The sequence below is a fragment of the Pseudomonas batumici genome (assembly GCF_036585405.1).
GTDB classification, from domain to species: Bacteria; Pseudomonadota; Gammaproteobacteria; order Pseudomonadales; family Pseudomonadaceae; genus Aquipseudomonas; species Aquipseudomonas batumici.
This window is the reverse complement of sequence record NZ_CP144470.1, coordinates 16,973-30,293: the sequence shown is the minus strand read 5'-3', so window position 1 is coordinate 30,293 and position 13,321 is coordinate 16,973. Positions and strand designations below refer to the sequence as shown.

At 65.1% G+C, this 13,321-nt stretch carries 7 protein-coding genes; 1 reads left to right on the top strand and 6 read right to left on the bottom strand.

Going from position 1 to position 13,321, the window contains the following annotated elements:
• Positions 1–107: 107 nt before the first annotated feature.
• Positions 108–992, bottom strand: a complete 885-nt coding sequence (locus tag NUH87_RS00110; protein WP_338524123.1) for a LysR substrate-binding domain-containing protein — start codon at positions 990–992, stop codon at positions 108–110.
• Between the two features lie 150 nt (positions 993–1,142).
• Here NUH87_RS00110 and NUH87_RS00105 point away from each other — a divergent pair, with 150 nt between their 5' ends.
• Positions 1,143–4,202, top strand: coding sequence for a D-2-hydroxyglutarate dehydrogenase YdiJ (locus NUH87_RS00105; protein WP_338524122.1), 3,060 nt, complete (start codon positions 1,143–1,145; stop codon positions 4,200–4,202).
• On the opposite strand, the gene NUH87_RS00100 is transcribed toward NUH87_RS00105, so the two are convergent.
• The 5 genes from NUH87_RS00100 to NUH87_RS00080 form a co-directional block, all read right to left on the bottom strand.
• Positions 4,096–7,230: an efflux RND transporter permease subunit gene (locus NUH87_RS00100; protein ID WP_338524121.1), complete on the bottom strand. Its 3,135-nt coding sequence runs from the start codon at positions 7,228–7,230 to the stop codon at positions 4,096–4,098. The two genes, NUH87_RS00105 and NUH87_RS00100, sit on opposite strands and share 107 nt — an antisense overlap.
• Positions 7,227–8,339 carry an efflux RND transporter periplasmic adaptor subunit gene (locus NUH87_RS00095; RefSeq protein ID WP_338524120.1) on the bottom strand — a complete coding sequence of 371 codons (1,113 nt, stop codon included), beginning with the start codon at positions 8,337–8,339 and terminating at the stop codon, positions 7,227–7,229. Before NUH87_RS00095 ends, NUH87_RS00100 begins: the two co-directional genes overlap by 4 nt.
• A 28-nt stretch (positions 8,340–8,367) precedes the next feature.
• Positions 8,368–9,876, bottom strand: coding sequence for a TolC family protein (locus NUH87_RS00090; RefSeq protein ID WP_338524119.1), 1,509 nt, complete (start codon positions 9,874–9,876; stop codon positions 8,368–8,370).
• A 118-nt stretch (positions 9,877–9,994) separates the two neighbouring features.
• Positions 9,995–10,210, bottom strand: coding sequence for a hypothetical protein (locus NUH87_RS00085; protein WP_338524118.1), 216 nt, complete (start codon positions 10,208–10,210; stop codon positions 9,995–9,997).
• Positions 10,211–10,350: 140 nt separating this feature from the next.
• Positions 10,351–13,245 (bottom strand): ATP-binding protein, encoded by a 2,895-nt coding sequence (locus NUH87_RS00080; protein ID WP_338524117.1) that lies wholly within the window; start codon positions 13,243–13,245, stop codon positions 10,351–10,353.
• Positions 13,246–13,321 lie beyond the last annotated feature (76 nt).

Genomic DNA, 13,321 nt, shown 5'->3' with positions numbered 1-13,321 from the left:
GCTCGGATCGGGCCAGTGGCGATGGGCACAGGTGTGAGTGCCGTCGACCACGCCGATCCGCAGCTATTTAAGCCCTCATGGCCGGTGCAGCGCCGGCCTCCTCCGTTTCAAATCTGCTCCAGCAACCAATTGCGGAACGCCCGTAGCGAGGGCAGTGTCTCGTTGCGTGGCGGGTAGATCAGATAGTAACTGCGCTGGCTCGCGAAGGGATGACCGGGACTGAACAGCTCGCCACTGTTCAATTCGTCCTGCACCAGGATGCGTGGCACCAGGCCGATGCCGATGCCGGCGCGCACGGCCTGGATCAAGTGTGACGTCAACTCGAAGCTGGGGCCCAGGCGCATCGCCCGGTGTGGCAGGTCGTGGTGAGAAAACCATTCGCCCCAGGCGTGAGGGTTGTTGGCGACGTTCAGCAATACCTGCTCGCTGAGCCGTACAGGGCTCCAGTGCGCATGTTCCCGGGCGGCGTCTGGCGATAGGATCACCACCAGTTCCTCGGCATGCAGACGGTGGCAGATCAGCCCCGGCAGATTGTGGTTGGCCACGCCGATGGCGGCGTCGATCTCGCTGGTGTCGAAGTCGATGGCTTCGATACGCGAATGGATATGCACCAGCATGCCGGGGTGGGCGCCATAGAACGCATGCAGGCGCGGCAGCAGCCATTTCGAGCCGAAGGTGGGCAAGGTCGCCAGGCGCAAGGTCCCGACCCCGGACTGGTAGGCCAGAGCCTGCAGCGTGGCGCTGCGGATGCGCCCGAGTGCCTCGCTCACATCGCGCTGGTACAGGCGGCCGACGTCGGTCAATTGCACCTGGCGCCCTTCGCGGCGGAACAAGGTGAGCCCCAACTGCTGCTCAAGCGCCTGGACCTGGCGACTGACGGCGCTCTGGGTCAAGGACAGTTCGGCGGCGGCACGGGTGTAGCTTTCATGCCGGGCGGCGGCCTCGAAGGCCAGCAGCAACGACATCGAGGGCGTCAGGTGGCGGTAATTCATTCATAAAAGTCATTGATAGCGGCAGGATTATCCGTTTGCCCCTGACGGGAAGGTACAGGAACATTGGCTCATTCGTCATCCCGTGTCTGAGGCACTCATGCCGCAGCGACACGTTTTCCGTGAATCAGCCGATAAAGAGGCCATCCTCCGATGATCGCCCAACTGCCGACCCAGCCGCCTGCCGCCCACTACCCCGAGTTCCTCGATGCCCTGCGTGCCAGTGGCTTCCGCGGCCAGCTCAGTGCCGACTACGGCACCCGTACCGTACTGGCCACGGATAACTCCATCTACCAACGCCTGCCCCAGGCCGCCCTATTCCCCCTGGATGCCGACGACGTGGCGCGCATCGCCCGGCTGATGGCTGAACCGCGCTTCCAGCAGATCAAGCTGACTCCGCGCGGCGGCGGCACCGGCACCAACGGCCAGTCGCTGACCGATGGCATCGTCGTGGACCTGTCGCGGCACCTGAACAAGATTCTCGAGATCAACGTCCAGGAACGCTGGGTACGGGTCCAGGCCGGGGTGGTCAAGGACCAGCTCAACGCCGCCCTCAAGCCCCACGGGCTGTTCTTCGCCCCCGAGTTGTCCACCTCCAACCGCGCCACCGTCGGCGGCATGATCAACACCGACGCCAGTGGCCAGGGCAGCTGCACCTACGGCAAGACCCGCGACCATGTGCTCGAGCTGCACAGCGTGTTGCTCGGTGGCGAACGCCTGCACAGCCTGCCGATCGATGACGACACCCTCGAACAGGCCTGCGCCGCGCCCGGTCGCGCCGGCGAGGTCTACCGCGTGGCGCGCCATATCCAGGAAACCCAGGCCGAGCTGATCGAAAGCACCTTTCCCAAGCTCAATCGCTGCCTGACGGGCTACGACCTTGCGCACCTGCGCGACGAGTCGGGCCGCTTCAACCTCAACAGCGTGTTGTGCGGCGCCGAGGGATCGCTGGGCTACGTGGTCGAGGCCAAGCTCAACGTCCTGCCGATTCCCAAATACGCCGTACTGGTCAACGTTCGCTACGCCAGCTTCATGGACGCCCTGCGTGACGCCAATGCACTGATGGCGCACAAGCCGCTGTCGATCGAGACCGTCGACTCCAAGGTGCTGATGCTGGCGATGAAGGATATCGTCTGGCACAGCGTCGCCGAGTATTTCCCGGCAGAGGCCGAGCGCCCGACCCTGGGGATCAACCTGGTGGAGTTCTGCGGGGACGAACCGGCGGAGGTCAACGCCCGGGTGCAGGCGTTCGTCGCACACCTGCAGGCCGACGCCGGCGTTGAACGCCTGGGCCACACGCTGGCCGAAGGCTCCGAGGCGGTGACTCGGGTCTACACCATGCGCAAGCGCTCGGTGGGCCTGCTCGGCAATGTCGAGGGCGAGGTACGCCCGCAACCCTTCGTTGAAGACACCGCCGTGCCGCCGGAGCAACTGGCCGACTACATCACCGAGTTCCGCGCCTTGCTCGACAGCCATGGCCTGGCCTACGGCATGTTCGGCCATGTCGATGCCGGGGTGCTGCACGTGCGGCCGGCACTGGACATGAAGGACCCGGCCCAGGCTGCGCTGGTCAAGCCGATCTCCGACGCCGTGGCAGCGCTCACCCGGCGCTACGGCGGCCTGCTCTGGGGTGAGCACGGCAAGGGCCTGCGCTCGGAATACGTGCCGGAGTACTTCGGCGCGCTGTACCCGGCGCTGCAGCGCCTGAAGGGCGCTTTCGACCCCCATAACCAGCTCAACCCAGGCAAGATCTGCACCCCTCCAGACGGTGCCGAAGGGCTGATCAAGGTCAACGAGGCGCCCCTGCGTGGCGACTTCGACCGGACCATCGACGAGCGGGTCTGGCAAAGCTTCGGCAGCGCCGTGCACTGCAACGGCAACGGTGCCTGCTACAACTACGACCCCAACGACGCCATGTGCCCATCGTGGAAAGCCACCCGCGAGCGCCAGCACTCCCCCAAAGGCCGCGCTTCACTGATCCGCGAGTGGCTGCGCCTGCAAGGGGTGGCCAACGTCGACGTACTCGCCGCCGCCCGCAAGCCCGCCTCCTGGCTCAAGGGCCTGCCGGCGCGACTGCGCAACAATCGCGCGCGCCAGCAAGGGCACGAGGACTTTTCCCACGAAGTGTATGAGGCCATGGCGGGCTGCCTGGCGTGCAAATCCTGCGCGGGGCAGTGCCCGATCAAGGTCAACGTGCCGGAGTTCCGCTCGCGCTTTCTCGAGTTCTATCACGGCCGCTACCAGCGCCCACTGCGCGACTACCTGATCGGCTCACTGGAATTCACCATTCCGTACATGGCGTACGCGCCGGGCCTGTACAACGCGGTAATGGGCTCAAGATGGGTCAGCAAGCTGCTGTCGGACCAGGTCGGCATGGTCGACAGTCCCTTGATCAGCCGCTTCAACCTGCAATCCACCCTGACCCGTTGCCGCGTCGGCGTGGCCTCCGTGCCGGCCCTGCGCGAGCTGACCCCGGCCCAGCGTGAGCGCAGCATCGTCCTGGTCCAGGATGCCTTCACCCGCTACTTCGAGACGCCATTGCTGGCGACTTTCATCGACCTGGCCCATCGTCTTGGCCATCGGGTGTTCCTCGCGCCCTACAGCGCCAACGGCAAGCCGCTGCACGTGCAAGGTTTCCTCGGCGCCTTTGCCAAGGCGGCGCTGCGCAATGCCAGCCAGCTCAAGGCCCTGGCCGATTGCGGCGTGCCGCTGGTGGGCCTGGATCCGGCCATGACCCTGGTCTACCGCCAGGAGTACCCGAAGGTACCGGGGCTGGAGGATTGTCCGAAAGTGCTGCTGCCACAGGAATGGCTGATGGATGTGCTGCCTGAACAGGCCGCGGTCGAATCCGGCAGCTTCCGCCTGATGGCCCACTGCACCGAAAAAACCAACGTGCCGGCCAGTACCCGACAATGGGAGCAGGTGTTCGCACGCCTGGGCCTGAAGCTGGTCACCGAGGCAACCGGTTGCTGCGGCATGTCGGGCACCTACGGCCACGAAGCACGCAACCAGGACAACTCGCGGATCATCTTCGAGCAGTCCTGGGCGACCAAGCTGGACAAGGACGGCGAGGCACTGGCCACCGGCTACTCCTGCCGCAGTCAGGTCAAGCGTCTGGCTGACCGGCAACTGCGTCATCCGCTGGAAGTGCTGCTGCAAAAGGTTCTCCTTGAGAAACCACGGCAGAGCCCGCCGAAGGCCGACGCACCCTGAACCAGGCCGCGTACAGTGCCGGAACGAAGAAGATGGTCAATAGCGTGGCCACGGTGAGACCGCCCATGATCGCGATCGCCATCGGCCCCCAGAACACGCTGCGGGTCAACGGGATCATCGCCAGCACCGTGGCCAGCGCCGTCAGGATCACCGGACGGGTTCGATGGATTGCGGCGTCCAACACCGCATTCCACGGGTCGCGCCCTTCTTCGATCTCGATCCGCACCTGGTCAATCAGGATCACCGAGTTGCGCATGATCATGCCGCCGAGGGCGATGATGCCCAGGATCGCGACGAACCCCAGTGGCGCGTGGAACACCAATAGTGCCGGCACCACGCCGATCAGGCCCAGCGGCGCGGTCAGCACCACCATCAACATCCGTGAGAAGTCCTGCAATTGAAGCATCAGCAGCAGCAAGATGGTGAGCAGCATCAGCGGGGCCACCGCCAACAGCGCGTGGTTGGCCTTGTCGCTCTCCTCCAGCGCGCCACCCACGTCAATGCGATAGCCCGAAGGTAACGTCGCCTCGATGTCCTTGAGCATCGGCTGGATTTCCTGCGTCACCGACACGCCCTGCTCACCGTCCTTGACATCGGCCCGAACGGTGATCGCCATGTCGCGGTTACGACGCCACAGCACCGGCTCTTCAAGCTCGTAGCGTACCTGCGCGACCTCCGACAGTGGCACCACCGTTCCATTGCGGGTGTACAGGTTGATGTCCTTAAGCGTGTCGAGGTTCAGGCGCTCCTCGGGGACGGCACGGGCGACAATATCGATCAGGTCTTCATGCTCGCGCAGTTGCGACAGGGTCGCGCCGTTCATCACCGTCTGGGTGATCAGCGACACGTCGGCCGGCGTGAGACCCAACGCCCGGGCCTTGTCCTGATCCAACTCAACCTTCAGCGCGCGCACCGGGTCGTTCCAGTCGAGCTGAACGTCACGTACCTTCGCATTCGAGTTCACTACGTGCTCCACTTCACGAGCGATCTTGCGCACCACCTGCGTGTCGGGGCCAACAACGCGAAACTGTACTGGGAAACCGACCGGCGGCCCCAGTTCCAGCCGGGTAACACGCACCCAGACCTGTGGAAACTGCTGATCGACCGAGGCCATCAATCGCGAGCGGACCCGTTCGCGGGCCTCAAGGTCCTTCGTCATGACGACGAACTGGGCAAAGCCGGGATTGGGCAGTTCGGGATTGAGCGCCAGATAGAAGCGCGGCGCGCCGGCCCCGGTGTAGGCGGTATAGAACTTGACGTCCTCGTCCTTGGCCAACACCATTTCCATACGCTTGACCTGCTCGGCCGTCGCCGCGAAAGAGGAGCCTTCCTTCATACGCAGGTCGATGACCAGTTCGGGACGTGAACTGCTGGGAAAGAACTGTTGTGGCACAAACTTCAAGCCCATCAGCGCCAGGGCCAGAGCGCCAAGCGTCACGCCGATGACCGTCCAGCGACGCTGGATGGCCCGGTCGATCATCACCCGCAGCTTGCGGAACATTCGGGTGTCATACGGGTCGCCAGCATGTTGGTGCTTGCCGAAGTCCTTGGGCAGCATCTTGACCGCAAGGTAGGGCGTGAAGATGCCCGAGCAGATCCAGGAGAACACCACCGCTGCGCCGACAATCCAGAAGATGCCGCCGGCATACTCGCCCGTGGTCGATTTCGACAGGCCGATCGGCATGAACCCGGCGACGGTGATCAGCGCACCGGTCAGGCGTGGCATGGCGGTGGACTGGTAGGAAAAGGAGGCGGCCTTGACACGGTCCCAGCCCGCCTCCATCTTCACCAGCATCATCTCGATCGCAATGATCGCATCATCGACCAGCAGGCCCAGCGCGATAATCAGCGAGCCGAGGGAAATACGCTCCAGGTTCCAGCCCATCGCCAGCATCAATATCGCGACGCCACCCAGCACCAGCGGCACCGAGGTCGCGACCACAAGACCGGTACGCCAGCCCAGGCTTGCCAGGCTGACGGCAATCACGATGACCAGCGCTTCGATAAGCGAACGCCCGAAGTCCCAGACCGCGTCCTTCACCGTGGTGGGCTGGTCGGCAACCCGCTCCAGCTCGACACCATGGGGCAACTCGGACTGGATCTTCGCAACCTCCACGTCCATCGCCTTACCCAGCTCGACGACGTTGCCATCGTCGGTCATCGAGATACCGAGCATCAGCACCGGCTGGCCATTGTGGCGTACGGTGTAGGTCGGCGGATCCTCATAACCGCGCTTGATGGTGGCAAAGTCGCCCAGCTTGAGCATCCGGCCGCCCGCCGCAACAGGCACATTGCGAATATCGTCGTCGCTGGCAAACTGGCCACTCACTCGCACGACAACGCGATCCCCTTGCGTGTCGATCTGTCCCGCCGCCTGCAGGGCGTTCTGTGCCCGCAAGCTTTCGGCGATCGCCAGCGGCGTGATGCCCAGCGCGGCCAAGCGCTCGTGGGAGAACTCGACGTAGACGCGCTTGGCCTGCTCGCCGATCAGGTCCACCTTCTTGACCATCGGCACCTTCAACAGACGGCGCTTGATGTCCTCGGTCGCATTCGACAGGTCGGCGTGATCGATGCCGTCGCCCTTGACCGCATACATCAGGCCGTACACGTCACCATATTCGTCGTTGACCACCGGACCGGTCACACCGTCAGGCAGTTCCAGGCGCAAGTCGTTGAGTTTCTTGCGTGCCTGATACCAGGCCTCACGCTGGTCGGCCTTCGAGGTGCCGCCGCGCACGGTCAGCGTCATCCCGCCGTAGCCCTGCCGAGCGAAGGTGACGACCTTTTCGAAGTGGTCGATCTGCTCGAACTTCTTCTCCATGCGGTTCAGGACTTCGTCCTGTATCTGCTGGGCGGTCGCGCCCGGCCAGACGACTCCGGCGGTCATCGACGGCACCGAAAAGTTCGGGTCTTCGAGCTGGCCAAGCTTGGTGAAGCTGAACAGACCGGCCACTGCAACAATGAGAAGCAGGAACAGGACGATGGCGCGGTGACGCAGCGCCCAATCGGTGAGGTTGAAGTTGTTCATCGCGTAACCACTGCCTTCGCTTCATGGGAAACAGCACCTGGCAGTGTCACTTTCAGGCCAGGCGCCATCTTCTGTACACCGGCGGTCACGACAAGCGCACCAGCCGCCGGGCCGGAGACGAGCACCTCGTCATTGCGATAGCCCCACACCGCCACCTGCACCAGCTCGACGGTGCCGACCGATTCCTTATCCGTCGGCGTGACCACCCACAGCGCCGGCTGTCCGGCGATTTGCGTCAGCGCCGTGGCCGGCACCGCCGCCACCGAGAGCCCCGTCATCCTGCGCTCGACCTGCAAGGTGGCGGTCGCGCCGAGCGGCAATGGCTGAGCGCTCAGGAGCTTCATCCGCGCGCGGTAGGTACGCGTCTGCGGCGCCGCTTGCGGCGACAGTTCGCGCAAGCCGACCTCGAAGGTCTTGTCCGGCGCGCTGGCCAGCGAAGCCTTGAAGGCTGACTGCTTGAATGCGGCCAGTTGATCCTCCGGCACATCGACAACGATCTCGGGCATGCCAGGGTCGGCGATCGAAACCACCTCCGCCCCCGGCGTCACAACCTGTCCGACCTCGAAATGCACGGCCGTGACCACACCGCTCCACGAAGCGCGCAGCACCGAGTAGTTGAGTCGGTTACGCGCCAGCTCGAGCTTGCGTGCCTCGCCCTCGGCGTTCGCCCGGGAGGTCTCGGCACTGGTCCGCGCACGCTCGTCGTCCGCCACGCTGACCGAGCCATCGGCCTTCAGTGCGCCCAGGCGCTGGTGGTCCGAGTCAGCCTGACGGGCCTGCGCGACAGCGGCGGTCCACGACTGCCGCGCCGCTTCCACGGCCAGTCGGTAGTCGCTGTCGTCGAGCGTGGCGAGCACATCGCCCTCGTGCACGAATTGGCCAACCTCGACCTTGCGCTGGACGACCTTGCCGTCCACCCGGAAAGCCTGGCTCACTTCATGGCGCGACTGCACGGTGCCGACATAACGGTTGGCTTCGTGGGCGCCTTCATAGCGCAGTTCGACGGTACGCACGGGCCGGGGCGCCTGCACGGACGGTTGCTCCGGGCTGCACGCGCAGAGTAACGCGGCAACGGCGATAACGCCGACTGCGGCAATTGAGTTCTTCAAGACAAGTCCTCGTTGTAGGCGACGGGATTCAGGAAAGTGGGTGGACAGCGCCGGCCGTTACGGTGGCAGGCGCGGGTTCGAAGACCTGCCAGCCTCCTCCCAGCGCCTTGTAAAGCTGTACGCTGTCGAGCAGCAGGCGGGTGTTGCTGTCATTGGCGTTCAGACGCATCGTCAAACGCACGCGGTGCGCGTCCAGCAGCGGCAACAGGTCGATCTGGCCACGGTCGTAGAGCGATTGAGCGCGGCCCAATGCCGAGTCCGCCGCCGCGACAGCCGACTGCAGCGAGGCCGAGCGCTGGCGTTCATGGGAAAGGCCGACCAGCGAGTTCTCCACGTCTTCGAGCGCATGCGCGATGCCGTCCTCGGTACGCAGCAGCGCTTCGCGCTGGCCACTCTCGGCCACTTCGTTGATGGCACGGGTACGCCCGGCGTTGAACAGCGGCATCGTCAGCAGGGCCGCCACATTGGTATAGCGGGCAGCGCCCAGCCCCACACCGTTCAGCTCCAGCCCCTGGTTGCCGTAGGAGGCACCAAGGAACAGGCGCGGGAACCATTCGGCAGCGGCCTGCTGGCGGCGCGCGTTGGCCGCATCCAGTTGCGCCATCAACTCCAGCACGTCGGGTCGACGCTGCAGCAGCGTGGCCGGCTGCCCGGGCTGCGGCTGAGGTACAAGCACATCGCCGTGCGAGGGCACGATGGCGGCGGCATTGAAGGCCTGGTCACCGATCAGCACGGCGATGCGATGGCGCGACACAGCCGCCAGCGTTTCCAGTGGCGGAATCTGCGCGCGCGCGGATTCGGCGTCGGCCCGCGCACGCTCTACGTCGAAGGCGGTTGCCAGCCCCACCCGCTGGCGTGCGGTGACCAGGCGCAACGTCTCATCCTGCATCGCCGACATGGCCCGCAGCGTATCGACCTGGCGCAAGGCACCGACCAGCGTGAAGTAGTGGCTGGCAACATCGCTCATCACCAGCAGGCGCACACCGCGCACGCTGTGTTCCGCGGCCAGCGCCTGCGCCTGGGCGGCGCTCGCGCCAGCCCGCAGACGACCGCTCAGATCAAGCTCCCAGGAAACGTCCAGGCCCACACCGCCACTCTTGACGTCGGGATAGGCTGCCTTGGTGGCCGCATCGTATCCACTGCTGTGGTCGATGCCGGAGGCGGACCCGCTAACGCTCGGAAACAACCAGGAACGACTGATCGTCTCGCCGGCACGCGCGGCGCACAGGCGCTCGGAGGCGATCTTGATGTCGCGGTTCTCGCGCATTGCGCGGCGTACCAGATCCGTTAAAACCGGATCCTTGAAAGCCTCCCACCACGCGGCCTCGGGCTCCATCTCGGAGGCCGTGGCCGCGGCGAACTGGGCCGGCAGGTCCAGCGAAGGCTTGACGACGGGGGTGGAGCACCCCGTCAAGGCCAGCGCGATCGACACTGCAAGCGCCGCCGCCCAGGCAGGGCCGGCCAGGCAATCGGCAACGTGGCGGGTCGTCTGCCCAGCATGGCGGGTCAGCGAAAGAAAGGGGTGAAGTCGCGACATCGGATTGGACTCGGGTAAATTCCAGATGACGCCAGCATAGGGACCACAGCGCGCAAAGTTGTCAGCCAAGCGTCGCGATTCGGTCGCCCTGTCGAGCGTTCTTTCGGGGGATGAGGCGTCACTCGCCGGCGGTGTCCGCTGTACGCTCGGCGGCTATCGACGCAAGGTCGCCAGTGATCGAGGCCAACAGTTCTTCAGCGCAGGAAAACTCGCACTGATGGCCGGTCACCAGATTTTCGAGGCGCCCCGCAAGGGCCCCCGGTGTCGCGTCGCTACGCAGCTTCACCACATAGGTGCGGCGGTTCGGGTATTTGGATTCAGGATTCAGGACCATTGCAGAGCACCGATCAAAAAGGTTCGACGGCAGCCTAAACCGGTCCCCGGATCGAGTTGTAAGCAAAGGGTCAGAGTCCGGTCGCGACCGGTCTCGTGCAAAACACCGACGCAACCGGAGTCCGACTGCCACGGGCGCTGTCAAGCCGGAACAGCCACCTGAAGCAGCAATCGCGCACGCTTCATCGGCTCGGTTCCTTCGGCTTCCGGCAGCTGCTCGACCAGCGTTGCCAGGGCCTGACGCTCCGCGTCCGTGGCGTCGCACTCTGCGCACAGCTCGACAAGCGCGAGCAACTCCAGCCACGGCGCCCCCTGGGCACGCGCCTCCCGTACCGAGCGACGCACCGCGACACTGCTGGCATAGGGGCAACCCTGAGCCCGCGCTATCGCCGCGTCCAACAGGAACAGCTGCGGCAGATACACCCGCTCACCCAGTTCGTCCGCCACTCGAAGCGCCTCCTCCAGTTCGGCTTTCGCGGTGTCGCAGTCGCCGGCCAGCAGCATGGCCTCGGCTGCGTAGCCAAGCACCTCGCTGGTACCGGAGCGCATGCCGAGTCCGGCATGTTCTTCGAAGGCCGCGCGGATGCGACGGTAGCCATCGACCGGCGAGCCGTTGCGAGCATCGGCCCAGCCACGCCACCAACGACAGGGCGCGTGCCCCAGCGCGAGCGAGTGTTCATCGACCAGCGCCCGCATGGCGTCGGCCAATGCGGCCACACGCAGCGTGTTACCCATCCGCACCTCGATCAGCACCTCCTGCCAGGCGGCGACCAGGCTGGTCATCGGCTGGCGTAGCGCCTGCGCACGCGTCCGCGCCCGCTGCAAGCAGGATCGAGCCTGCACGAGCGAACCGGAACGCAGCAGTTCAAGGGCCAGCATGCCGAGCAACGTGACCTGGGCATCAGCCGCGAAGATCTCGCTCGCCCGGATGTCCAACGGCCCGGCGATCGCCAGGGCGCGCTCGATCCAGCCGCGGGCGGCCTGCGTGTCCCCTTGAAGATGGAACACTTCGCCGTATACGACACAGGCGGCCAACATCAATAACGGATCGTCCGATCCGGACGACAGCGCTTCGGCGCGCGCCGCCACCGCCAGTGCCTGCGCATAGTCGCCACGCAGGCTCAGCAAGTAACCGAACCCGTGCAACAGGCGTCCACGCATTGGATGTTCGGGTACCTCTGCCAGTAATGAATAGGCGCGGCCGAAGGCGTCAGCGGCTTCGTTACCGACGCCGAGGGTTTGAAACGCCGCCACGCCTTGCAGCGTGGACAAGGTGATTTCAAGCCCATCGCGTTCCGACCCGGCAGACACTTGCCGCAGCAGGATCAACGCCTGCTGAGTGAGGCCGAGCGTCGAGGCCGGGCTGAAGTGCGACAGCGCCGTCTCCGCGGCTTCGGCGTAATAGCGCAGCGCGGTCATCGGTTGCCGGGCCCGCTCGAAGTGCATCGCCAGCTCGGACGCCGCGACCGGCACACCGAGAGCCCGCTCACGCTCGAGGGCAATACCGACCTGACGATGGAGCTGAACGCGCAGTGAAAGTGGCGTACGGTCGTACAGGACCTGGCGCAAGAGCGCATGCCGGAACGCGTAAGGTAGCGCCGATGCGTCGCTACTGTCGGCGCTCCGCGACCGCGTGAGCCACATCCGCCCGCGAACCAGCGCCTCGCAGGCATGGGCCAACGAAGCGAGGTCGCGCTCGAGGACCAGCGCAAGCGTTTCCACCCGGAAATCACCTCGACATATCGCCGCCGCCGAGAGCAGGTCACGCTCTTCCCCAGCGAGCTTGGCAATATAGTGGTCGATGATGGCCGCCAGACTTTCGGGAACCGCCTGGTTTGCCAGCCGGGCCTCGACGGTGGCGTCATCGGCCGAGCCCTCCATCACTTCGCTGAGGAGCGACGACACGAACAGTGGCACGCCGTCGGTGCGATCGTGCAGCGCACGCACGAATGCTTCGTCGCGAGCGAGCGAGCACGAACGCCCAGCGACATAATCGGCGATCTCGGTTTCCGAAAACGGATCGAGCACCACCTCCTCGCATAACCGCTGCAAGCGAAGTTCGTGACGCAACGAACTGAGCGGGTGGTCAAGTGCCACCACCTCGGCGACACGAAAGCTCGCCAACCACATCAAGCGGATGCGACCGCGTCGCCGGGCGATGTAGTCGATGAGCTGGAGGGTCGCCCTGTCGCTCCAATGCAGGTCTTCGGTGACCAGCAACAAGGGGCGCTGTTCCGTGTAGCGCTCCAGCAACTCGCCCATTTCCCGCAGCATACGCTCCGGGCCGACACCGGCGAGCTCGTGTCGCAACGCATCGCGCTCCTGTGCAGTACTCAGCCATGGCAGCTGAAACAGCCAGGTCGGTGCCACGGCGCGCAAAAGCGTCGGCAGCGCCGGGTCGACGCGGCACAAACCGGCAATGGCCTCCAACACCGGCAGGTACGGTTCGCCCGTACCGAAGTGCTCCACACAATGACCGCGCGCGCAGGTGACACCGTCAAGGCCGGCAATGAAATGTTCGATCAGCGTGGTCTTGCCAATCCCCGGCTCGCCGGCGAGCCAGAGCACGGCACGCTGACCGCCCTGCGCCTGGTCCCAGGCCCGCTGCAAGCGCGAAAGCGAAGCGACACGACCGACGAACGGAGTCGGCTGCGTGTCAGCCTCCGGCGCTCTCGAAGGGGACATGGGCGTCAACGGCGTCGGGGACGGTGTGGCAATGAAGCGATAGCCGCGCCGCGACACCGTCTCGATAAATCGCGGCTGCCGGGGCGTGTCCCCCAATGCCGTGCGCAGATCGCTGATCGCGGTCTTCAACACCGACTCGCTGACGAATCGGTGCCCCCAGACCGCGTCGAGCAACGCGTCCTTGCTCAGCAGCAATCCCGGCTGGCGCGCAAGCACGCACAACAATGTGAAAGGTGTGGGCGCCAGCGCCACGGCCTCGCCATTACTCGACAAACGGGCATTGGCCTCATCGAGTTCAAAACCGACAAAGCGGATCCGGAGTGGATTCGGATGACACTGCGCACGCACCACAGGCGACTCCTACAGGCTCAGATGAAAACAGTTGGGCGTTCCATGCTGGCAAAAGAGCGACCACGCAATAATGATA

Excerpts from the sequence above, each read along its gene's own strand:
- NUH87_RS00085 (WP_338524118.1), bottom strand. The coding sequence starts at position 10,210 with ATGGTCCTGAATCCTGAATCCAAATACCCGAACCGCCGCACCTATGTG.
- NUH87_RS00090 (WP_338524119.1), bottom strand. The coding sequence starts at position 9,876 with ATGTCGCGACTTCACCCCTTTCTTTCGCTGACCCGCCATGCTGGGCAG.
- NUH87_RS00100 (WP_338524121.1), bottom strand. The coding sequence starts at position 7,230 with ATGAACAACTTCAACCTCACCGATTGGGCGCTGCGTCACCGCGCCATC.
- NUH87_RS00110 (WP_338524123.1), bottom strand. The coding sequence starts at position 992 with ATGAATTACCGCCACCTGACGCCCTCGATGTCGTTGCTGCTGGCCTTC.
- NUH87_RS00105 (WP_338524122.1), top strand. The coding sequence starts at position 1,143 with ATGATCGCCCAACTGCCGACCCAGCCGCCTGCCGCCCACTACCCCGAG.